Source organism: Arthrobacter sp. TmtSoilC79, from assembly GCF_059739405.1.
This window is the reverse complement of record NZ_AP046051.1, coordinates 974795-997490: the sequence shown is the minus strand read 5'-3', so window position 1 is coordinate 997490 and position 22696 is coordinate 974795. Positions and strand designations below refer to the sequence as shown.

Genomic DNA, 22696 nt, shown 5'->3' with positions numbered 1-22696 from the left:
TGGGGTGGGTTAGCTGAGGGTCAGCACGCCGTCCACGCGCCGGGGGATGCCCAGCGGGTTGGCATCGTGCAACGCCGGGTGCAGGACGGACTCGGGGGCGTCCTGGTAGGCCACCGGGCGCTGGAAACGGCGGACCGCGGTAGCGCCTACGGAGGTGAACAGGGACGTCGTGGCCGGGTACGGGCCACCATGCTGCTGGGCCCAGTTCACGGCAACCCCGGTGGGCCAACCGTCGAACAGGACGCGTCCGGCGAGCCCGCTGAGCTGCTCCACCAAGGCGGATACGTCTTCGCCCGGCTGTGCGTGCACCGTGCCGGTCAGGCTGCCCGGGACCTTGGCCAGGGCAGCGGACAGCTCTTCCTGGTTGGCGTACTCGATCAGCAGCGTGGTGGGGCCGAAGCACTCCTCCAACAACTCTTCCGGACGTTCCAGGACGTTCGCGGCACTGGTGGAGAAGACCACGGGCGCGGCGCCGTCGGCCAGGCTGTCCTGCTGCACTGTACCGCTGACGACGGCGACACCCGGCTGGTCCGCGACGTTCCGCAGCCCGTCCGGGTAGGCCTCGGCGATGCGCTCGGTGAGCATGGCCGCGGTGGGCTTGTCCTTGCTGGCCTCAGCCAGGTTGGATGCGAAGTCCGTGCCTGCCGGGATGAAGACCAGCCCGGGTTTGGTGCAGAACTGCCCGGCGCCCATGGTGAAGGAACCGGCCAGGCCCGCGGCAAGCTGCTGTCCACGTTCCGCAAGCGCGTCCGCGGTGATGACCACGGGGTTCAGGCTGCCCAGTTCCCCGTAGAACGGGATGGGCTCGGGTCGCGAGGCTGCGAGGTCGAACAGGGCACGGCCACCGGGGATGGAGCCGGTGAAGCCGACAGCCTTGATGGCCGGGTCCTGAACCAGTGCCGTGCCTGCCTCGCGGCCACTGACCAGGGCGAAGATCCCTTCCGGGGCCCCTGCCTTGGCAAGGGCTTCGGTGACAACCTCGGCGGTGCGCTCAGAGAGCCGGATGTGGCCGGAGTGCGCCTTGACGATCACCGGGCAACCCACGGCCAGCGCGGAGGCGGTGTCGCCACCGGCTACGGAGAAGGCGAACGGGAAGTTCGACGCCGAGAACACCGCCACCGGGCCGATGGGACGAAGGATGCGGCGCAGATCCGGCTTGGGCGGGGTGGACGTCGGATCAGCGTGGTCAATGACGGCTTCAAGGTAGGAGCCCTCGGTGATCACATTGGCGAACAGGCGGAGCTGGCCGCTGGTCCTCGCCACCTCACCCGTGAGCCGGACGGTGCCCAGGCTGGTTTCGGAATCGGCAATGGCCACCAGTTCGGTGACGTTCGCGTCCAAGGCATCGGCGACGGCGGTCAGCCAGGCGGCGCGCTCGGCATCGGATGCTGCTGCGGTCACCTTGGCTGCTTCCGTGGCGGCTGAGGTGATGGCTGTCAGGTCAAGAGTTGCTGTACTCAATGCGGTTTCCTTTACTGGTGGTAACGGCGCTGTCGGCTACGGCGCTCTCGGTAACGGCGCTGTCGGTGGCGGGCAGTTGTGCCGGCTTTCCGAACTCGAAGCCGAGCCCCGGACGGTCTGTGCTGGTAAGCAGGCTCCTGCCGGTGCTGTTGCTGATTTTCACCGGCGAAGGTCCGGCCAGGATTCCGAGCTGCCCGAAGGACGCATCTTCCACGTCCTCCACGCTCACGGCATCGGCAAGGGTGAGGGCCAGCTGCCCGGAGAGTTCCGGAAGCAGGTGCGGCGCCACCCGGATGCTGTTGGCACGGGCCAATTCAACGATCCTGCGGAACGGGGTTATGCCGCCCACGCGGACGATGTTGGGCTGGATGATGTCCACCGCTTCGGCTTCGATGAAGTCGCGGAAACGGTAGATGGTGTGGACGTTCTCCCCCAAGGCGATGGGGACCGGGGACTGCTTGCGCAGACGCCGGTAGGCCCAGAGGTCATCTGCGCGGAGGGGTTCTTCCAGCCATTCGAGTCCGTACTCCCCCAAAATATCCAAGGCACGGAACGTATGGGCTAGGTCCCACCGCTGGTTGGCATCGATCATGAGCAAACGGTCCGGGCCGATGACCTGCCGGACCGCGGCGACGCGTTCGGCATCTTCCCGGAGTTCGGGCTTGCCCACCTTGATCTTCACGGCGTTATGCCCCGCAGCAACCCATCGCTGCGCCTGCTCCACGAGCTGCTCCAGGGTGTAATGCAGGTTCACGCCGGAGCCGTAAACTTCCACCGATTCCCGGCGCTGGCCCAACAGCCCTGTGACCGAGGTGCCGGCCTGCCGTGCCTTCAGGTCCCATAAGGCCAAGTCCACGCCGGCCATCGCAATGGTGGTCAGGCCTCCCCCGCCGGCTTCATGGAGCCGTTTCCACAACTGGTCCCACACCATGTCAGGGTTGGCTTCGAGGCCAAGGATGAACGGGGCAATATCGTAATCCAGGAGCGCTTTGACCGCTTGCGGACCAATGGTGGGTGTCCACGAGAAACCGTGGCCGGTGCCGCCGTCGTCGGTGCTCAGTTCGGTAACGACCACATGGTTTTCGGGCGCCTCGGCACCCCAGCTGCGCAGCAGCGGGACCGTGATCAGCCGGGTGGTGAGGCCCGTGATGCGGGCCGGCATCAGCTGCCGGCCAGCTCGTGGCCCTTGGCCAGGATGGACTTGAGCTCCAGCATTTGTTCCTCGGAAGGGTCCACCAGGGGCGGCCGTACCGGGCCAACCGGGAGCCCGGCAAGGCGAAGGCCGGCCTTGATCAGTGAAACGCCGAAGCCCGGAGTCTGGTCACGCAGCCGGACCAAGGGCGCATAGAACCCTTCAAGCAGCGCATGGCGGCGCTCTTCATCGCCGGAGATGTAGGCGTCGTAGTAGGCCTTGGCGATCTCGGGGGCCATGGCGAACGCTGCCGAGGAGTAGAGCGGGATCCCCAGGCCACGGTAGGCGCCCTGGGTCAGCTCGGCAGTCAACAGGCCATTGAAGAGCGCGAAATCGGTGCGGCCGCTGGCGTTGATCGCCGAGACGATTTCCTGGGCCAGTCCGACGTCGCCGATTCCGTCCTTGAAGCCAACAACCTTCGGGTTAGCGGTGAGGCGGGTGATGGCTTCGGCAGTGAACTTTGCCGTGCCGCGGTGGTACACGATCACCGGCAGGCTGCTCGCTGCGGCGATGGCCTCGACATAGGCCACCACACCATCGGTGGGGCCGGTCACCAAGTACGGCGGGAGCACCAGGAGGGCGTCCGCGCCGGCTTCCTCAGCCACCTTCGCGGCGGCAATGGCGTGACCCAGCGGTCCACCGGCACCGGAGACCACGGGAACAGCTCCCGCAACAGCCTCGACGGCGGCAGTCACCACGGTGCGGATCTCCTCAAGTGAGAGCGCATGGAATTCGCCTGTGCCGCACGCAGGGAAAACGCCGCCGGGGCCGAAGGGCAGACGGGAGGTGATGTGTTCCTTCAGCAGGGCCACATCGACGCTGCCGTCCTCGGCGAAGGGAGTGACGGGGAAGAACAGTACGCCGTCGAAGTTCATGGTGTCTCCTTGGTTGCTCCCGCCGGGACCAGGCCGGAGGGATTCTCGTCGTTGAGTACTGCGTGATCTAGTGCTGCCTGATTTAGTGTTGCGCCGTTCGGCGCTGCGCCGTTCAGTGCTGCGCCGTTCTGTGCTGCGCCGTTCAGTGCGGCTTGTTCGCTTGCCGCTGTGTCGGCCCCTTCATAGGGCGGGGCCAGTTCGGTGCGCCAGGACCGCTTCGGTTCCCAACCGAGGAGCTCACGGGCTTTGTCGATGGAGAACGCCGGGCTGGTCCCGGTGAGGTGCTCCGTGAGGGGTCCGCTGCCCGGCAGGAAGCGGGGGAACAATTCCGAGAGCGGCGCGGTAGCCAAGGCATCCTTGGCTCCCACGAAGAAGACCTGGCCGTTGGGAATGCTGTCCATCTTCTCCAGCAGCACATCCAGGAAGTCAGCCACATCCCGGGCGTCTACATAGTTGAACAGAGCCGGCGCGGACAACGCGGGATCATCCAGGCGTTCCCGGATGGTGTGGCCTTGCTGCGTCGGGGCCCCTTCCCACTCCTCCGGGGAAAGGACGTAGCACGGGCGGAAGGCCGCATACCGGATCCTGTCGCCCTGGGCCGCGGCGAACATCTGCACTGTCTGCTCGGCGATCAGCTTGGACAAGGCGTACGCGTTCCACGGCTTGGGCGGCGTCTGCTCATCCAAGGGGAACGAGGGCGGCAGCCACCCTGCCGGTGAGCCATAGCCCAGGGCGGTGGGGCTGGACGCCGTCACGATCTTCGGCACACCCGCGTCGGTGGCCGCACTGACCACCGCATAGGCGAGCCGGGTGTTCGTGCTGAAAATGACATCCTCGGGTGCGCTGAAAGGTACGGCAATAGCAGCGAGGTGAATGACGGCGTCGGGCGCTGTTTCCCGGATGAGCCGCTCTGCTTCCCCGGGTGCCAGGAGATCAGCGGTGTGCTGTTCGGCTCCGGCGGGCAATTGCTCGGCGGGGATGGCGTCCCGGTCCACCGAGATCACCTTGTGGCCGGCGTCCGCCAGCCCGGCAACAACGCTGCGCCCCAGCCGACCGGAACCTCCGGTGACAAAAATCCTGCTCATGGTGTGTTCCTTGCTTGGTAGTGAACGGGTCAGGCCTGGCTGCGGCTGAGATCGACGCCTAGGCCAAGTTCGCTGATCCGGACCGGGAGGTCGGTATCCAGGGACTGGTTGCCGGCAATTCCCACCGAGACGGAACGGAGTCCGTCGATGTAGCCGGACGGACGGCCCAGCGGATCGATGCCTGGGCCGTTGAAGAGGTCCGAGAGCAGGAGGTTGTCGCCGCCGCCGTGGCCGCCCTCACCGTTGACGATCGGAACCTCGTAGGCAGCCTCCCAGTGGCGCTGGACTACCAGGCGCTCGCCGTTGCGGCGCACGGCGTCATCTTCCTCGATGGGCGTGGCGCTGGGGTCAACCACGGTCTTCTTGTCGGTGGAAGACTCGACGGCGGCGCGTTCCACCACTTCGAGCTCGGCGCGGCCTTCGGTGCCGTTGACAGTCACGCGGTAGCCCTCCCACGGACTGTGCGCATTGAGCGAGTAGCTCAGGGTGGGTCCGCCCTGGTAGTCCACCACGAGGGCCAGGTTGTCCTCGATGGTGATGCCCTCGGTGAAGACGTCCTGGTCGCGGATGTAGCCGTCGAACTTTTCGTTGTCGTAGTACAGGGCCTTCAGGCGCTCGTCATCGCGCATGTCCAGGCGGAAGGGATCGTGCCCCAGTCCATCAACCGTGCCGCGCTCGGGGCGGGCACCCAGGCCACGCTCGGCAGCGTTCTTGTCGCCGTAGAAGCGCAGGCCACCGGAGGCGAAAACGCGCTCCGGAACGTCGTTGATCCACCAGTTGACCAGGTCGAAGTGGTGGGAAGCCTTGTGGATGAGCAGGCCGCCGGAGTTCTTCTTTTCGCGGTGCCAGCGGCGGAAGTAGTCGGCGCCGTGCACGGTGTCCAGGACCCAGCTGAAGTCGATGGACGTGACCTTGCCGATCACGCCGTTCTGGATGACTTCCTTCAAGGCCGTGTTGCGCGGCGAGTACCGGTAGTTGAAAGTCACCACCACGTTGCGGCCGGTCTTCGCCACGGCCTCGGTGATGCGGCGGCAGCCATCCACGTCAATGGTCAGCGGCTTTTCAACCACGACGCCGGCACCCGCCTCGAGCGCTTCGACGATGTAGTCGGCGTGGGTGTAGTCGGGCGTCGTGACGATGACGCGCTCGATGCCGTTGGACTGGATGAAGCTGGTGAGCTGGCCGGGCTCGAAGGATGCCACGGGTTCCGTTCCGCCAAGTTCGCGGATGAGCTCCTGGTAGAAGTCCACCCGGCCTTGGTTGACGTCCGAGAGCGCAATGAGTTCGGCTACGTCCGCGTGCTGGCCGTAGATGGCCCGGATGTACATCTCGGAGCGGCCACCGGTTCCAATGAGGGCAATACGGGTCCGCTTGCCGCCTTCGGGCTGGGCTGTGGGTGTTGCCGATGCTGCTGATTCTGTCTGGGTCTCGGCTGAGTCGACGGTGACCATGTGGGATGCCCCTTTCAAAAGGCAGGAGTGAACCGCTTGACGGCCCGGCTTCGTGTGGGAAGAATCATGAGAAAGCGTTTTCTCAGAGCGTTATAAGCTTTGTATCAAGACTCTGGTGGTCACGTCAACCACTGCACCAACGACGGTGCATACGGGAGACGACCAATGGGAAGGGGCCACATGGCACGCAGGAACACCAACAGGCGCGTCGGGATAGCTGACGTCGCGGAGAAGGCCGGGGTTTCGCACGCCACCGTCTCCCGCGTCATGAACGGTAACGCCGCAGTGGACCCCGGGATCGCAGCGCGGGTCCGGGCAGCCGCCGCTGAATTGAAGTACCAGCCCAACCCTGTGGGGCGCAGCCTCGCCCTGGGCAAGACCGACACCATCGGAATAGTTGTCCCGGACCTGGCCAACCCCACGTTCCAGGCCATCCTCCGCGGCCTCAGCATCGCTGCAGCCCAGGACGGATACCGCGTCCTCATTGCGGACTCCTCCGAAGTCACCAGCGAGGAAGCCATCCTTGCTGGGGAAGCCCGCCGCCGCTGCGATGGCGTGGTCCTGTGCGCACCCCGCATGGCGGACGCCGAACTCGAGGAACTGGCTCCCACCCTGCATCCCCTGGTACTCATCAACCGGACCACCATCGCCACCAACACTCCCAGCCTGAGCGTGGACTACGGGCAGGGAATCCAGGAACTGGCGCAGCACCTGGTCTCACTGGGACACCGCCGGCTGGTTTTCCTCTCCGGTCCCGAGCACAGCGCCTCCAACCGCCAACGCCTGGTGGGCCTGGACCAGTTCCGCGCCAAGCACCCGGAGATCGATTTGCAGATGCTCCATGGCGGTTCCAACTTCGATTCAGGCCACGAATCCACCGAGGCCATCATTGCCAGTGGTGCCACCGGAATCCTGGCCTTCAACGACCTCGTGGCCATGGGCCTGCTCAGCGGCCTTCACGAGCGCGGCATCCGCGTCCCGGAGGACATTTCCGTGACGGGGTTTGACGATATTCCGTTCGCCAAATACACCACGCCCCCGTTGACCACCGCGGCTGTGCCCATCAACGAGCTCGGCAGCCTTGCCTGGCGGAGGATGCGGGAGCAGATCCAGCAGGCCGGCGAAGCCACGACCCAGGCGCAGGACGAGTTCTCGCCCAGGGTGGAGATCCGCAAGAGCACCGCGGCGCCGGCCCTCAAGCCCGCCTAGATGCAACGCGGGGTCACTTATGGCCCCTTTAGGCGGTTCTACGGGGCCTTGAGTGACCCCGCATTGCCCTGGTTCGGGGCAGGGTTTGCGCCCACGCCGGCCTCTTTGTAGAAGCCCTGGATGTGGGCGGCTACCAACTCAGCTGCTTTGGCGCCGTCGTGGTTGTTGACGGCGGTGAGGATGGCGCGGTGCTCGGCCCGCAGCCTGCCTGAGGTCGCGTTCCAATCCGGAAGGTTTCCCGTCAGCTCGCCCGCGTAATTCTCGATCGCACCCCGGAGCGAGGCCATCATGGCGCTCACCACGGTGTTGCCTGCCGCCTGCGCCAGGGCCACATGGAAGCGGGCATCGAGGGCCAGGAACGAGTCAATGTCCTGGGCAGAGTCCATCTGGTCCAGGAGCTCCGCAGCCTCCTCCAGCTCCGGCACACCCACGTGGGCGCGTTCGGCCGCCCAGGATTCCAGCAGGACGCGGGTCTCCACGATGTCCGCCACGGGAAGGTGACGCGTTGCCACATGCAACCTCAGGGTGGAACCCAGTGCGGAGCCCGGCTCGGCGATGACCACAGTCCCGGCATCCTTGCCCGAACCCACCCCCGCGCGGACCACTCCCATTGCCTCCAGGATCCTGACGGCCTCGCGCACCGACGTCCGGGAAACCTTCAACTGCTCGGCCATGGTGCGTTCGCCCGGCAGCCTGCCACCGAGGGCAAGGTCACCGTCGGACAACTGCTTCTCGATCCATTGCAGGACCAACTCGTGGGTACGCATAAACGAAATACTAGTTGATGTGGTCCAACCACATGGATTACAGTGTGGTTAGACCACAGTGGCAGGACCACAGAATTCAAGGGAGAACCGCATGACCGACACCCTCGATCCCAAGATCACCGCCGAGCCCGCCAATGCCGGGAGCGATCAGAACGTGACCCGGCAGCAGCAGCCGGCGCCCGCCGTCGTACTTCCATCCTTGGTGCCTCCGGCATTGAAGCGGCGCATCCCCAAGGTCTCGGACCTCGCGCCGCTGATGCAGTTCAAGAAGCCCGAATTCAGCAAGACCGCCCGGCTCAAGCGCGCCAGCACCATCTGGGAACTGCGGGACATGGCCAAGCGCCGCACCCCGCAGGCACCATTCGACTACACCGACGGCGCCGCCGAAGAAGAGATCACCCTGCGCCGTGCACGCCAGGCGTTCCAGGACATCGAATTCCGGCCGGGCATCCTTCGCGATGTTTCAAGGATTGACCTCCGCACGGAAATCCTGGGCAAGGAATCCCGCCTGCCCTTCGGCATCGCACCTACGGGATTCACGCGCATGATGCAGTCCGAGGGCGAATATGCCGGTTCGCAGGCTGCTGAAGCTGCCGGAATCCCCTATACCCTCTCCACCATGGGCACCGCCTCCATCGAGGACGTGGCCACCGCCGCCCCGAACGGCCGGAACTGGTTCCAGCTGTACCTGTGGACGGACCGCGACCGCTCCCTGGAACTGATCGAACGTGCCGCCAAAGCCGGCAACGACACCCTCATGGTCACCGTGGACACCGCTGTTGCAGGCGCCCGCCTCCGCGACGTCCGCAATGGCATGACCATCCCGCCGGCACTGACCATCAAGACAGTCCTGGACGCCTCGTACCGCCCGGCCTGGTGGTTCAACTTCCTCACCCACGAGCCCCTGACGTTCGCCTCGCTCTCGCGCTACACCGGCACCGTGGCCGACCTCATCAACTCCATGTTCGATCCCACGCTGACCTACGAGGACCTGGACTGGCTCCGCGAAACCTGGAAGGGCAAGCTGGTGGTCAAGGGCATCCAGACCGTGGAAGACGCCCGGCGCGTTGTTGACCACGGTGCTGATGGAATCATCCTGTCCAACCACGGCGGACGCCAGCTGGACCGCGCACCCATCCCGTTCCACCTGCTGCCGGAAGTCACCACAGCGCTGAAGGCGGACAACAGCGAGGCCGCGGTCATCCTGGACACGGGCATCATGAGCGGCGCGGACATCGTGGCAGCCCTGGCACTGGGCGCAGACTTCGCCCTGATCGGCCGCGCTTACCTTTATGGCCTGATGGCCGGCGGACGCGAAGGCGTGGACCGCACCATCCAGATCCTCGAGAAGGACATGACCCGCACCATGGCGCTGTTGGGCGTCAGCAAGGTGGAGGACCTGAACCCGGACCACGTGCGGTTGCTCCAGCGCTAAAAGCACCCATGCAGGCAACAGCCCCTGTTCGCAATGGACGTCCATTGCGAACAGGGGCTGTTGCGTTGTTTGGGTAAAGGGTTAGATCAGGCCCTGGGCCAGCATGGCGTCGGCTACCTTGACGAAGCCTCCGATGTTGGCACCCACCACGTAGTTTCCGGGCGCACCGTAGGCGTCGGCTGTTTCGGCACAGCGATCGTGGATGCCCACCATGATCTCGGTGAGGCGCTGTTCGGTGTGCTCGAAGGACCACGAATCGCGGCTGGCATTCTGCTGCATTTCCAGCGCAGACGTTGCAACACCCCCGGCGTTGGCGGCCTTGCCCGGTCCAAACAGGATCCCGGCTTCCTGGAACACCGATACCGCGGCACGGGTGGAGGGCATGTTCGCACCCTCCGCCACCGCAATCAGGCCGTTGCTGACCAGCTTGGCGGCAGCATCGCCGTCGAGCTCGTTCTGCGTGGCGCACGGCAAGGCCACCGTGCCGGTCACGTCCCATACGGAACCACCGGCAACATGGTTGGCTCCGGAACGGCGCGCGGCGTACTCGGTGAGGCGTCCGCGCTCCACTTCCTTGATCTGGCTCAGAAGCCCGACGTCGATCCCCGCCTCGTCCACGATGTAACCGGCCGAATCTGAACAGGCCACCACGGTGGCGCCCAGGGACTGCGCCTTGGCGATGGCATGGATGGCAACGTTGCCCGAACCGGAAACCACCACCCGCTGGCCGTCAAAGGACTGGCCCCGCGTCTTCAGCATCTCCTGGGCGAAGATCACCGTGCCGTAGCCGGTAGCCTCGGGGCGGACCAGGGAGCCGCCCCAGGAGATGCCCTTGCCCGTGAGGACTCCCGACTCGTAGCGGTTGGTAATGCGCTTGTACTGGCCAAAGAGGTAACCGATTTCGCGTCCACCCACGCCGATGTCGCCGGCAGGGACGTCGGTGTACTCGCCGATGTGGCGGTAGAGCTCGGTCATGAAGGACTGGCAGAAACGCATGATTTCGGAGTCGGAACGCCCGCGCGGATCAAAGTCCGAGCCACCCTTGCCGCCGCCAATGGGCATGCCGGTGAGCGCGTTCTTGAAGATCTGCTCGAAGCCAAGGAACTTCACGATCCCCAGGTATACCGAGGGGTGGAACCGGAGCCCGCCCTTGTAGGGGCCCAGGGCGGAGTTGAACTCCACGCGGAAGCCGCGGTTTACGTGGACGCGGCCCGCGTCGTCGGTCCACGGGACGCGGAAGATGATCTGGCGTTCGGGCTCGCACAGGCGTTCCAGGACGGCACCTTCGAGGAATTCGGGGTGGCGGTCATGAACGGGGCCAAGGCTTTCGAAGACCTCAGTGACGGCCTGGTGGAATTCCTTCTCCCCCGGGTTCCGCGCCAACACGGTGTCGCGGACAGCTTCGAGCCTTGAATCCATGCGTGTTCCTATCCTCAGTGCGCCGACCCGCGGCGAGACGATTAGTCCCGCCCATGGTTGCACCGAGGGACATAGGATCTCCATCCGGAGACAATGTGACCCTCAAAGCTGAGTTAACACAACTGTAGAAAATCGTTGAAAACACAAGGAAGCGGGAGGTAAACAAAAACTCACAATGTGATGAGGATCACGTTAAGTCGTTGCGCGCTACCGCTTACGGCCAAACTTTGGCAGGTTGGGCAGGTTCGGAAGGTTGGCCAGGAGGTCAGCAGCCTTAGTGGCAGCGCGGCCAACAGTACGGCCAATCTGCTGGGGAACGGTGTCATCGGAGGCAGGGTCAACCGAAACAGGCGTTTCACGCGCGTGGACCTTGACAGCCTGGCTGATGGCGTCGGCACGGTTCGGGACCGGTGCAGCAGTTTCAACTGGCGGTGTACTGACTGCGGGAATTTCCGCAGGGGCCTGGGACGCGGCCACGGCAGGCGCCACAGCGGCAGGCACGACGGCGGCGGGAGCCGGGCCTCCGACGTCGAACGTTTCAAGCCAGCTCGCGACGCCGGCAAGCGGCTTGGGATTGAGCGCATAGAAGCGCTTCTGGCCTTGCGCGCGCATGCTGACAAGATCAGCCTCGCGGAGCACCTTCAGATGCTTGGAGATAGTGGGTTGGCTCGCAGCCAGTTCTTCCACCAGTTCGCCTACTGCTTTATCCCCAGAGCGGAGGGAAACCAGGATGTCGCGCCTGGTTGCCTCAGCTATGACGGCAAATACGTCGTCAGTCACCATGCCTCCCACCCTAGCGACATATACGCCGATTGGCATCCCTGTTTCTTTGTGATGCAGGGCCTGTGGAGCGTGGCCTCCGTCAATCGAACCAAGGGTCCAGCCCGTAGAGCGGGAAGATTTCCTTGCGCGTGGCAATGACTGTCCGGTCCACCTCATCGGCGGGGTCATAGCCCACTTCCCAGGAGCGCCACCACACGTCCACGTCATCGCCCATGGACTCCGGAGCCCACACGCCATAGGTTTCGCGCACATACGTCCGCCACGCTTCAGGCACGGGCGCACTGAGTGGCACCGGGCGCTGTGTCACCATCCCGATCAGGTGGCTCCACGCACGCGGCACAACACCGGTGACGTCATAACCGCCGCCGCCAGTGGCAATCCATCGGTTCCCGCAGTAACGGGCCGCCAGGCTCGCGACGGCGGAGGCAGCCTCACGCTGACCGTCGACGCTGAGGGTGAGGTGCGTCAGGGGGTCGTCGCGGTGGGAGTCGCACCCGTGCTGGCTGACGATGACCTCCGGCTGGAAGGCACCCACAAGCTGCGGAACCACTGCATGGAAGGCCCGCAACCAGGCGGCATCACCCGTAAAAGTGGGAAGCGCGACGTTGACCGCAGTCCCTGGAGCGTCCGGCCCGCCGGTTTCATTGGCAAAGCCGGTCCCCGGGAAGAGGGTCAGGCCCGTTTCGTGCAGGCTGATGGTCAGGACACGGGGATCGTTCCAGAAGATACTCTGCGTCCCGTCGCCGTGATGGGCATCGACGTCGATGCTGACGATCCGCTGCACCCCGCCGTCGAGCAGTCTTTGGATTGCCAGCGCGACGTCGTTGTAGACGCAAAAGCCGCTGGCCCGCTCGCGTGCGGCATGGTGCATCCCGCCACTGAAGTTCACCGCCCGGACCGCCTTGCCCGAGAGGATGCTCTCAGCGGCCAGCAGTGAACCGCCGGCAAGCCTGGCACTGGCCTCGTGCATTCCGGCGAACGCGGGGTCATCCTCCGTCCCCAGTCCGCGGCTTTCCTCCGGGGTGGACGGGTCCTCGCTGACGCGCCGGACGGCCTCCACGTAGCCGGCGCTGTGCACCGTTAAAAGTTCGACGTCGGTTGCTACCTCGGGTGCCTCAACCGCCACATGCTCATGGTCAAACAAGCCCAGGGATTCGGCCAACCGTGCTGTCAGTTCCAGTCGCTGGGGAGCCATGGGGTGGCCGGGGCCAAAATTGTAGGCAGTCATGGCTGGGTCCCACACCACCGTCGTTGGCAGTGCGGAGCGGGTAATGCTGGAAGCCGTAGTCCCGAGCCTGGAGTTCATCCAGAACAGGCTACCTGAGGCTGGAGGGCCCCCACGCCCGGTTACGCCGCGGGAATAGTGGTTTACTACTCAGGAAAGCTTGTTTCAACCGAGGAAGAGCGCCATGTCTCAAAGCCAGTCGCGGTCCACGAGCCCGGCCAACTGGCAACCCAACCAGCAGGAGCGGGAAGGTCTGTGGATCTTCACCCGCGTGCGCGACTTCATCGACAACATTGCCAACACCTCGCCTGCCCGTTTGGCGTTGACCGTCTTCGCCGTGGTCATCCTGGTGTTCACGGGCCTGCTGTCCCTGCCCGCGGCGTCCGCTGCCGGTACGGTCACACCCTTGCATCAATCCATGTTCACAGCGGTCTCTGCCGTGTGCGTCACCGGGCTGACGGTGGTTTCCACCGCTACCCACTGGACCTTCTTTGGCCAGCTGGTGATCCTGATCGGCATCTTCGTGGGAGGCCTTGGCACGTTGACGCTCGCCTCCCTCCTGGCCCTCATGGTCAGCAAGCGGCTGGGCGTACGCGGCAAGCTGATCGCCCAGGAAGCCATGAACAACGCAGGCCGCCTCGGTGAGGTGGGTACCCTGCTCCGGATCGTCATAGTGACCTCGGTGGTGATTGAGGCCGGACTGGCCATCGTGCTGATTCCCCGCTTCATAGTGCTCGGGGAGAGCTTCTGGCAATCGGTGTGGCACGGTGTCTTCTACTCCATTTCCGCGTTCAACAACGCCGGATTCACACCGCATTCCGATGGCATCGTCCCCTATGAGACCGACCTGTGGATCCTGGTTCCGCTGATGTTGGGCGTCTTCCTCGGCAGCCTCGGATTCCCGGTGGTGATGGTGCTGCAGCAGAACGGGCTCAATTGGAAGAAGTGGAACCTCCACACCAAGCTCACCATCCAGGTCTCCTTCATCCTGCTGGCATCCGGCGCAGTGCTGTGGGGCCTGATGGAGTGGGACAACCTGCGCACCATCGGCCATATGGGCCTTGGCGACAAGGTGGCCCATTCCCTGTTCGCCTCCGTGATGACCAGATCCGGCGGCTTCAACCTGGTGGACCAAAACCACATGGAATCCACCACGATGCTCCTCACCGATGCCCTCATGTTCGCCGGCGGCGGGTCGGCGTCCACAGCCGGTGGCATCAAAGTAACCACCATCGCCGTCATGTTCCTGGCCATCATGGCCGAAGCCCGTGGCGACGCCGACGTGAAGGTCTATGGCCGCACCATCCCCCAAGGCACCATGCGCGTGGCCATCTCGGTGATCGTTGCCGGCGCCACCCTGGTCTCCGTTGCAGCGTTCCTGCTGCTCTCCATCAGCGGAGCATCATTGGACCGGGTGCTCTTCGAATCCATATCCGCCTTTGCCACCGTGGGACTGAGCACCAACCTCAGTGCCGAGCTGCCGCCGTCGGGCGTTTATGTCCTGACTGCTTTGATGTTCGCCGGCCGCGTCGGCACCGTAACCCTTGCTGCCGGACTGGCCCTGCGCCAACGAAGCCAGCTGTACCACTACCCGGAAGAGAGGCCAATCATTGGCTAGTACCACGGGGGCTGCCAACCGCCCCGCACACAACGCCCCAGTACTGGTCATTGGCCTGGGCCGGTTCGGATCCGCCACGGCTGAGCAGCTGGTCAAGCAGGGCCGCGAAGTCCTGGCCATCGAGCGCGACCGTACCCTCGTCCAAAAGTGGGCGCCCGTGCTCACGCACGTGGTGGAGGCCGACGCCACCAACATCGATGCCCTGCGCCAGCTTGGAGCCCAGGAGTTCAGCTCAGCTGTAGTTGGTGTTGGCACGTCCATCGAGTCCTCGGTGCTCATCACCGTGAACCTGGTGGACCTGGGCATCCAACACCTGTGGGTCAAGGCCATCACGCCATCCCACGGCAAGATCCTCACCCGCATCGGCGCCAACCATGTGATCTACCCGGAGGCCGATGCCGGTGTCCGGGCAGCGCACCTGGTGTCCGGGCGCATGCTGGACTTCATCGAGTTCGACGACGACTACGCGATCGTGAAAATGTACCCGCCCAAGGAAACCGTGGGCTTCACCCTGGAAGAATCCAAGGTCCGCTCCAAGTACGGCGTAACGATCGTCGGCGTCAAAACCCCGGGCGAGGATTTCACCTACGCACGGCCGGAAACCAAAGTGTCCGGCCACGATATGTTGATCGTGTCCGGACACGTGGACCTGCTGGAGCGCTTCGCAGCACGCCCGTAACCGTGATGGAGTTTTTGTACAGCTAACGCCCTTTAGACGCGCTCTTAGGGGCGTTAGCTGTACAAAAACTCCGAGGTTAGCCGAGCTGCTTGGTGATCTCTGCTGCGCGGGCTGCTGCCGCGCGGGCGCCGTCGGCAATGATCTTGGGGATGCCGCCGTCGTCGAAGGCCATGATGGCACGCTCAGTGGTGCCATTGGGGCTGGTGACGGCGATTCGCAGGGCTGAGGGATCCGCACCCGGTTCGGCCAGCATGAAGCCGGCGCCGGCCACTGTTTCGCGGGCAAGCATGACGGACAGCTCCTGGTCCAGGCCCAGTTCGACACCGGCTGCTGCCATGGCCTCGGCCAGGTAGAAAGCGTATGCCGGGCCAGAGCCGCTGATGGCAGACAGCGCGTCCACCTGTTCCTCCGGGATCTCCACAACCGTGCCGGCACCAGCCAGCGCGGCTTTGGCCCGTTCAAGCTGCTCAGGGGTGCAATGCGTCCCCGGGGAGACCGAGATGACGCCGCGCCCCAACCGGGCAGGCGTATTGGGCATGGTGCGGATCACCGGCTGGCCGTCCGGCAGCGCTGCTTCAAGCTGGGCGATGGAAACGGCCGCCGCGACGCTGACAACAATCGTGTCCTTGGCCAAGGCCGGGCTGATCTCCCGTGCCAGATCCAGAATGCCTACCGGTTTAACGCCAAGGATGACCAGGCCGGAGCCCTTGGTAGCCAACTTATTGTTGTCCGGCTCCTCTTCGCCGGCGATGGCCATGACCCCGTGCCGCTGGGCGAGTTCGTCGGCGCGCTCGGCCCGTCGGACCGTGGCCACGATGTCTGCGGGGTCGGTCCCGGCGGCGATCAGGCCTCCCAGGATTGCCTCGTTCATGGATCCACAGCCAAGGAATGCGATTCGGTTGCTCATGGCTCCATCATTGCAGTTGGCCTTGGACGGGGTCTAACGGATTCCGGATTCCCAGCTTGTTCCCAAGGTTATTGCAGGCAGCACTCATTGTTGGTCCGTAACTTAGTAGTTACCTCATTGAGGGTGCGAGTGATGAGGCGGGCATGGGGATGTCCGCCACAAGCACCGGTGGCCGGGCGGGTTTTCCCCCATTTCCCGATTCGGCCGCCGGTGCTTTCGCTTTTAACGGCCCGACCTGGCGCCGCCCGCCCGACACACCGTGTGAAACGGTGCGTCAGGCGAACAGTGCGTCAGGCGAGCAGCGTCAGGCGAACAGCGTCAGGCCACCGGCGCGTCAGGCCACCGGCGCGTCAGGCCAACAAGCTCAGAACAGGGCTCGACGCCGTTAGTTCTCTACGCTGCGCATTGATGGTGCGCTGAGGTGCTGCCGCGCGAAGCGCAGGGTTTCTGCCAGCATTTCCTCGCGCTCCCCCGCCACCTTGGCCTTGCGGGTGGAGATCTCGGCCACCACCACGCCATCGAACCCAGTGGACGCCAGGTGCTGGAGGGCGTCGGCGCACTGTTGCGTTCCCGTGCCGGGCACCAGGTGCTCGTCCTTACCGGAACCTGAACCGTCTGTGAGGTGGACGTGGCGGAGCTTGCTGCCCAATGCCTTGATGGCTTCCAAACTGTTGGCCCCGGCAGTGGCCGCGTGCGAGAAATCCCAGGTGACGTCGTCGTAATCCTGTCCCAGGGGATCCCAGTGCGGCAGGTAAGCCACAGCTTCGCGGCCACGGACACGCCACGGGTACATGTTCTCCACGGCAATATGCACCTGGTACCTCGCCGCGATCTCCCGGACGCCTTCCACGAAGTTCTCCGCATAGTTGGACTGCCAGCGGAACGGCGGGTGGGCCACCACGGTGTCGCATCCTACGTCGGCGGCCATCTGGCACGACTTCTCGATCTTGTTCCAGGCCGTGCCCCACACCTGTTGCGTCAGCAGCAATGTGGGCGCGTGAATGGAGACGATCTCCTGGTGGTAGCGGTGGCTCAACTGGATCAGGGCGGCCGGGTTCTGACTCACCGCGTTGTTGGTGACCATCACTTCCACGCCCTCATAACCCAGGTCCTGCGCCACGGCGAAAGCGTCATGGACGCTCAAGGGGTAGACGGACGCGCTGGACAGCGCTACGGGGATCTGGCGGTCATTCACTTCAGGTTCGACGTCGTTGCTCATCTCAGGAGGCCAGCCCGCCTGCCACGGGGGCTGGGATTGGTGCAGGGGACGGGGTGTTCACGGGGACAGGAAATTCCTTGATCCCGGGGTGGGACTCATCGATCCCGGGGTGGGACTCATCATTATCCACCGTCTTGGCACCGTCCTTGGCTGCTTTCTTTTTGGACTTGTCCTTCTTCCGCTTGCCCACATGCGGCGCGGGGTCGAGGGCCTCTTCAAAGACCAGCTGGTCAAGCCGGCGAAGGATCAGGCCCTCCCGCAGTGCCCACGGACAAATCTCCATGGTGGGGAATTCAAAGAGCTCAAGCGCGGCCTCGGCCACCAGTGCACCTGCCAACAGTTGGCGTGCCCGGGCGTCCGAGACACCCGGCAGGTACAGCCGGTCCTCCACTGTCATAGCCGAAATCCGCTGGGCCCACAGGCCGAGGTCCGCGGCGTGGAGTTCGCGCTTCACGTAGGGTCCTGCCGCACTCGGCGCCGCGCCTGCGATGCGTGCCAGCGACCGGAAGGTCTTGGAAGTACCGGCCACGAGGTTCGCACGGCCGAGCTCGTGGAAATTGCGGACCACAGGCTTCAGCGTGGAACGGATGTAGCGCCGCAGTTCCTTGACGCTTTTTGCCGTCGGAGGATCATCGTGGAGCCAATCCCGTGTCAAACGGCTGGCACCCAGGGGAACCGAGGTGGCGAACTCGGGAAGTTCATCGGTTCCATAGGCCATTTCAAAGGAGCCCCCACCAATGTCCAGGTCAAGGATGGGACCTGCGCCCCACCCATACCAGCGGCGGACTGCGAAGAACGTCATGGACGCTTCCTCGCTGCCTGTCAGTTCCTGCAGGGTCACCGTTGTTTCGTGCTTGACCCGTGCCAGGACTTCCGGACCGTTGGTGGCCTCGCGGATTGCCGAGGTACAAAACGCCAGGAGGTCCTCGGCTTTGTGGCTGGCGGCGAACTCCCAGGCTTCCAGTACGAACTCGATGAGCTCGTGCTGGCCGGCGTCGTTGATGTTGCCGTCACCGTCGAGGTACTGCACCAGGGACAGGGGACGCTTGTGGGATGCGAAAGCCACCGGGCGCGCGCCCGGGTGAGCATCCACAAGAAGCAGATGGACGGTGTTGGAACCGATGTCTAGAACGCCAAGACGCATTCTGCCATTATTCACCGATTCCAAGGCCGTGAAGCAACTTGGCGGCGACGTTTCGCCGTCGGATTGGTGTCCGGCGGTTTGGGCACCGGCTATTCGGTAGGCTCCCCTGCTTCATCTGCGCGCTTGAAGTCACGGCGGATGTTGGCGATGCCTTCGGGGTCGATTTCGAAGCCGAACTCACTGCCCGGGTTGATGACCATGCCGAGTTCATCACCGATGTTTCCCAGGATCGCTGAGCCCATGGTGCCCAGGACGTGCGGGGCCGCTTCGAGGAACCGCTCATCAACGCGGCTTGGGTGGCTGAAGACAGCCAGGACGGGCTGACCGTCAGCGTTGGAGAGCACCAACGGCTCCACCGACGAATCCGGGCCGTCCACGGCTTCGGAGCTGACCAGGTAGACCTCGTTGTTCAGGAAAGCGAGGATGACATCAACCGGGTTGGCGTCCGGCTGCTCGGCCGAGGCAAGCTTGGCCTCGAGGTCGTTCAAGGGTTCGTTGTCCGGTGAAACGGTCTGTTCAGTCATGGTTCTACTCGACCACGATGCCGGCCGGGACGCAATTCGCGCTTGCTGTCCCGGCCTTCATGGCGGCTGCTTCATGGCCGCAGCCTACTTCTTGGCCGCGGCCTACTTCTTGGCCGGTGCCTTCATAGTGGCTGCTTTATGGCCGCGGCCTACTTCTTGGCGGTGGCCTTCTTCTTGGCCGGCGCCTTGCGGGTGGTGGTCCGCTTGACCGGGCCCTTGGCCCGCTTCTCGGCCAAAAGTTCGACGGCGCGTTCCCGGGTCAGTTCCTCCAACGAGGTTGAGCGGGGGACGGTGATGTTGGTGACGCCGTCAGTGATGTACGGACCGAAGCGGCCTTCCTTCACCACGATGTTCTTTTCCGAAACGGGGTCCGGACCGAACTCCGCCAGCGGAGGTACAGCCGCACGCGCACCACGCTGCTTAGGCTGGGAATAGATCTCCAGTGCCTGCTCCAGGGTGATCGTGAAGATCTCCTCTTCCGAGCCGATGGACCGGGAATCCGTGCCCTTCTTCAGGTAGGGACCAAAGCGGCCGTTCTGCACCGTGATGGGGTTGCCGTCGGCATCCTCGCCCAGGACCCGGGGCAGGCTCATGAGCTGCAAGGCCTCGTCCAGGGTCACAGTGTCCACAGTCATGGACTTGAACAGTGAGCCAGTGCGCGGCTTGGCCTTGACGGGTTTCTTCGGCGGCTTGGGCTTGCCGTTCTTGTAATACTCCACCGGCTGGTTGGCCAGTTGTTCCTCGGTCATCTCGGGAATGATCTCGGTGACGTAGGCCCCATAGCGGCCATTTTTGGCCACCACGGTGTGTCCGGTGTGGGGATCGGTTCCCAGCACCCGTTCCTCCGGGGCAGCGGTCTCCATGAGTTCTTTGGCTTTGTCGGCCGTGAGCTCATCCGGGGCCAGTTCCTCGGGGACGTTGGCACGCGCGGATTCCACTACCTCTCCGGTCTTCTCATCCACGGTGGGGATGGAGCTTTCCAGGTAGGGTCCGAACTTGCCTACGCGGAGGGTAATGCCCTCGGCGATAGGTACGGAGTTGATTTCGCGGGCATCGATTTCGCCCAGGTTGTTCACAATGCTCAACAGGCCAGGATCGGCGTCTTCACCATAGTAGAAGTGCTTCAGCCAGGCGGCACCCACGGCCTGTCCGTTGGCGATCTTATCCAGGTCGCCTTCCATGTCCGCGGTGAACTCATAGTCCACGTAATCCGTGAAGTGCTGTTCCAGCAAACGGATCACGGAGAACGCAATCCAGCTGGGGACCAAGGCGGACCCCTGCTTACGGACGTAGCCACGGTCCTGGATGGTGGAAATGGTGGAGGCGTAAGTGGACGGGCGGCCGATGCCGCGCTTTTCCAGCTCAGCCGTCAGCGAAGCTTCGGTGTACCGAGGCGGCGGTGAGGTTTCGTGGCCCACAGCCAGGATGTCGGAGGCGGTGAGCTCATCGCCCTTGGCCACGTTGGGCAGGCGTCGGGCTTCGTCGGATTCATCGTCTCCGCGGCTCTCATCCTTGCCTTCTTCATAGGCGGCCAGGAAGCCGGGGAAGGTGATGACGGTGCCTGAAGCCGAGAATTCGGCGTCGCGTCCGTCAGCAGCCACGGCTCCGAGGCGGATGGTGGCCGTGGAGCCCTTGGCATCGGCCATCTGGGAGGCCACCGTGCGCTTCCAGATGAGCTCGTACAGCCGGAACTCGTCGCCGCTCAGCTGCTTGGCCACCTGGGCAGGGGTGCGGAAGGAGTCACCGGCGGGACGGATGGCCTCGTGGGCTTCCTGGGCATTGGCTGCCTTGTTGGCGTACACGCGTGGGCTCTGGGGTACGTACTCGGGGCCGTACAGCTCGGCAGCCTGGCGACGGGATGCCGTGAGGGCTTCATCGCTCAATGCCGAGGAGTCGGTACGCATATAGGTGATGTAGCCGTTTTCATACAGGCGTTGGGCTACCTGCATGGTGCTCTTGGAGGAGAAACGCAGCTTGCGGCCGGCTTCCTGCTGAAGCGTCGAGGTGGTGAACGGCGCGGCAGGACGGCGGGTGTACGGCTTGGTATCGACGGAACGAACGCGGAATTCGGCGTTCTCCAGTCCAGCAGCCAAAGACGTAGCAAGTTCCTCGTTGAGGTGCACCACGGTGGAGGAGGTCAGCTGGCCGTTGTCGTTGAAATCGCGGCCACTGGCAACCTTGGAACCGTCCACGGCAGCAAGCTTGGCTTTAAAGGACCCCGAGCCGGCACCGAATTGGCCCGTAAGGTCCCAGTAGGACGCGGCCCGGAAGGCCATGCGTTCGCGTTCACGGTCCACCACCATGCGGGTCACCACGGACTGCACGCGGCCCGCCGAGAGCCCGCGGGCAACCTTGCGCCACAGGACAGGAGAGATTTCGTAGCCGTACAGGCGGTCAAGGATACGGCGGGTTTCCTGGGCGTCCACCAGGGCGGTGTCGACATCGCGCAGGTTGTCCATGGCACGGTGAATGGCTTCCTTGGTGATTTCACCGAAGGTCATGCGGTAGACGGGAACCTTGGGTTTCAGGACCTCAAGGAGGTGCCACGCGATGGCTTCGCCTTCGCGGTCCCCATCGGTTGCGAGATAGAGCGCGTCAGCGTCTTTCAGCTGCGCCTTGAGCTCGGCAACTTTTTTCTTTTTGTCCGGGGAGACAACGTAGTACGGCTTGAAGCCGTTTTCGACGTCGACGGCGAACTTGCCCAGCGAGGTCTTCTTCAGTTCTGCAGGGAGGTCCGAGGGCTGCGGGAGGTCCCGGATGTGGCCGATGGAAGCCTCGACGATGAAGCCCTCGCCAAGGTACTTGGCGATGGTCTTACTCTTGGCGGGAGACTCCACGATCACGAGTTTCTTGCCGGTTTTTGCCTTGCTGGGCACGGTGCTCCTACAGAAAAAATGTGTAATTGGGCTGGTGCCCATATTGGCCTAGTTCACCATAGATTGCAGAATCCTGCGTTCTGGTACGGAAACCAGGGCGGTCATTCGGTGACCCGGCCGGAAGGTTACTGCCCGGGTGCCACACGATCATCCGGGATCATTGACCACAAGGTTGCCACACGTTCGGCACCTTCGGGAATCTGCGTCGGATCCTCCAGCTCGTACTCCCTGACTACCTCACGGATTCTGTCCGCAAGTTCCTTCCGTTGCGGGTGGGTGAGGTAGAGCAGGTTGCTGGAGAGGACCACCGAAACCGGTTCATCTCCCCCTTCACCGCGCTGGCGGCGTTCTCCACGGGCTTTGGCGAACGCCGAAGCCCGTCGGCGGAAAGCATCCAGCTCAAGGTCAACCACGGCTATCTCGGGACTGGCGACGCTGCCTCCGGAGATAGTGAAGTCTGTACCAGCTGCCTTCCAACGCCGCTCGCGCGCGTCCCCCGCATTTTCGGCCGGTGCCACGATTCCCCATTTCTGGAGGGCACGGAGGTGGTAGCTCATGGCACTGGGGGTCAGGCCCGTACGCGCAGCGAGTTCAGTGGCGGTGTGGCTCACCTGGGTGGCGTAGAGCTCGGAGATGACCTCGATGCGTGCAGCGTGCGCCAAGGCACGGATAGCCTTGGGGTCGGTGATCTCAACCGTCTTCTCGGCCCGCTTCCGCCGCGGAACGTCTCCTGACGTTTGGGATGTCTCGTTGTTCGCAATCACTTGATCAGTGTAGTCAGGGTCACTAACCGGACCAGCGGAGTTCATTCCCGCCGGCGTCGCGTC

19 protein-coding genes are annotated in these 22696 nt (G+C 64.1%); 4 read left to right on the top strand and 15 right to left on the bottom strand.

Going from position 1 to position 22696, the window contains the following annotated elements:
* Positions 1-9: 9 nt before the first annotated feature.
* Genes AC6JA3_RS04725 through AC6JA3_RS04705 form a run of 5 tightly spaced genes read right to left on the bottom strand, consistent with a single transcriptional unit; the run spans position 10 to position 6064 of the window.
* A complete protein-coding gene (locus AC6JA3_RS04725) occupies positions 10-1461 on the bottom strand; it encodes an aldehyde dehydrogenase (NADP(+)) (protein ID WP_026546525.1) in 1452 nt (483 codons plus the stop codon).
* Entirely contained in the window at positions 1442-2623 is a 1182-nt protein-coding gene (locus AC6JA3_RS04720) for a mandelate racemase/muconate lactonizing enzyme family protein (protein WP_497919926.1), read from the bottom strand. Before AC6JA3_RS04720 ends, AC6JA3_RS04725 begins: the two co-directional genes overlap by 20 nt.
* A complete protein-coding gene (locus AC6JA3_RS04715) occupies positions 2623-3528 on the bottom strand; it encodes a 5-dehydro-4-deoxyglucarate dehydratase (protein WP_026546527.1) in 906 nt (301 codons plus the stop codon). Before AC6JA3_RS04715 ends, AC6JA3_RS04720 begins: the two co-directional genes overlap by 1 nt.
* The gene (locus AC6JA3_RS04710; protein WP_347782704.1) at positions 3525-4613 is read right to left on the bottom strand and encodes an NAD-dependent epimerase/dehydratase family protein; all 1089 of its coding nucleotides are present in this window, start codon (positions 4611-4613) and stop codon (positions 3525-3527) included. The genes AC6JA3_RS04715 and AC6JA3_RS04710 overlap by 4 nt, the downstream gene beginning before the upstream one ends.
* Positions 4614-4642: 29 nt before the next feature.
* Entirely contained in the window at positions 4643-6064 is a 1422-nt protein-coding gene (locus AC6JA3_RS04705) for a Gfo/Idh/MocA family protein (protein ID WP_347782703.1), read from the bottom strand.
* Positions 6065-6244: 180 nt separating this feature from the next.
* On the opposite strand from AC6JA3_RS04705, the gene AC6JA3_RS04700 reads away from it, so the two are divergent.
* The gene (locus tag AC6JA3_RS04700; protein ID WP_026541345.1) at positions 6245-7273 is read left to right on the top strand and encodes a LacI family DNA-binding transcriptional regulator; all 1029 of its coding nucleotides are present in this window, start codon (positions 6245-6247) and stop codon (positions 7271-7273) included.
* 38 nt (positions 7274-7311) lie between these two features.
* Here the strand turns inward: AC6JA3_RS04700 and AC6JA3_RS04695 are convergent, their stop codons facing one another.
* Positions 7312-8040, bottom strand: coding sequence for a FadR/GntR family transcriptional regulator (locus tag AC6JA3_RS04695; RefSeq protein ID WP_091549693.1), 729 nt, complete (start codon positions 8038-8040; stop codon positions 7312-7314).
* Positions 8041-8131: 91 nt separating this feature from the next.
* Between AC6JA3_RS04695 and AC6JA3_RS04690 the strand changes: the two genes are divergently transcribed.
* The gene (locus AC6JA3_RS04690; protein WP_347782702.1) at positions 8132-9475 is read left to right on the top strand and encodes an alpha-hydroxy acid oxidase; all 1344 of its coding nucleotides are present in this window, start codon (positions 8132-8134) and stop codon (positions 9473-9475) included.
* 81 nt (positions 9476-9556) lie between these two features.
* On the opposite strand, the gene gdhA is transcribed toward AC6JA3_RS04690, so the two are convergent.
* From gdhA to AC6JA3_RS04675, 3 genes are all read right to left on the bottom strand, one after another.
* On the bottom strand, positions 9557-10894 hold the full coding sequence (gdhA, locus tag AC6JA3_RS04685) for an NADP-specific glutamate dehydrogenase (protein WP_347782701.1): 1338 nt from the start codon (positions 10892-10894) through the stop codon (positions 9557-9559).
* Between the two features lie 207 nt (positions 10895-11101).
* Positions 11102-11677 (bottom strand): ArsR/SmtB family transcription factor, encoded by a 576-nt coding sequence (locus AC6JA3_RS04680; protein ID WP_347782700.1) that lies wholly within the window; start codon positions 11675-11677, stop codon positions 11102-11104.
* A 79-nt stretch (positions 11678-11756) separates the two neighbouring features.
* Positions 11757-12983: an acetoin utilization protein AcuC gene (locus AC6JA3_RS04675; RefSeq protein ID WP_026541349.1), complete on the bottom strand. Its 1227-nt coding sequence runs from the start codon at positions 12981-12983 to the stop codon at positions 11757-11759.
* Positions 12984-13086: 103 nt separating this feature from the next.
* On the opposite strand from AC6JA3_RS04675, the gene AC6JA3_RS04670 reads away from it, so the two are divergent.
* Positions 13087-14520: a TrkH family potassium uptake protein gene (locus tag AC6JA3_RS04670; protein WP_091549690.1), complete on the top strand. Its 1434-nt coding sequence runs from the start codon at positions 13087-13089 to the stop codon at positions 14518-14520.
* Complete coding sequence (locus AC6JA3_RS04665) at positions 14513-15199, top strand: potassium channel family protein (RefSeq protein WP_026541351.1); 687 nt, start codon at positions 14513-14515, stop codon at positions 15197-15199. The genes AC6JA3_RS04670 and AC6JA3_RS04665 overlap by 8 nt, the downstream gene beginning before the upstream one ends.
* A 76-nt stretch (positions 15200-15275) precedes the next feature.
* Here the strand turns inward: AC6JA3_RS04665 and proC are convergent, their stop codons facing one another.
* The 6 genes from proC to AC6JA3_RS04635 all read right to left on the bottom strand — a co-directional run bounded on the left by proC (position 15276) and on the right by AC6JA3_RS04635 (position 22678).
* Positions 15276-16106 carry a pyrroline-5-carboxylate reductase gene (proC, locus tag AC6JA3_RS04660; RefSeq protein ID WP_026541352.1) on the bottom strand — a complete coding sequence of 277 codons (831 nt, stop codon included), beginning with the start codon at positions 16104-16106 and terminating at the stop codon, positions 15276-15278.
* Between the two features lie 385 nt (positions 16107-16491).
* On the bottom strand, positions 16492-17325 hold the full coding sequence (locus AC6JA3_RS04655; protein WP_026541353.1) for a sugar phosphate isomerase/epimerase family protein: 834 nt from the start codon (positions 17323-17325) through the stop codon (positions 16492-16494).
* Between the two features lies 1 nt (position 17326).
* A complete protein-coding gene (locus AC6JA3_RS04650; RefSeq protein WP_026541354.1) occupies positions 17327-18469 on the bottom strand; it encodes a Ppx/GppA phosphatase family protein in 1143 nt (380 codons plus the stop codon).
* Positions 18470-18558: 89 nt separating this feature from the next.
* Entirely contained in the window at positions 18559-18993 is a 435-nt protein-coding gene (locus AC6JA3_RS04645) for an SseB family protein (RefSeq protein ID WP_026541355.1), read from the bottom strand.
* Positions 18994-19142: 149 nt separating this feature from the next.
* Positions 19143-21869: a type I DNA topoisomerase gene (topA, locus tag AC6JA3_RS04640; protein WP_091549688.1), complete on the bottom strand. Its 2727-nt coding sequence runs from the start codon at positions 21867-21869 to the stop codon at positions 19143-19145.
* A 125-nt stretch (positions 21870-21994) separates the two neighbouring features.
* Positions 21995-22678, bottom strand: coding sequence for an ArsR/SmtB family transcription factor (locus AC6JA3_RS04635; protein WP_397334541.1), 684 nt, complete (start codon positions 22676-22678; stop codon positions 21995-21997).
* Positions 22679-22696 lie beyond the last annotated feature (18 nt).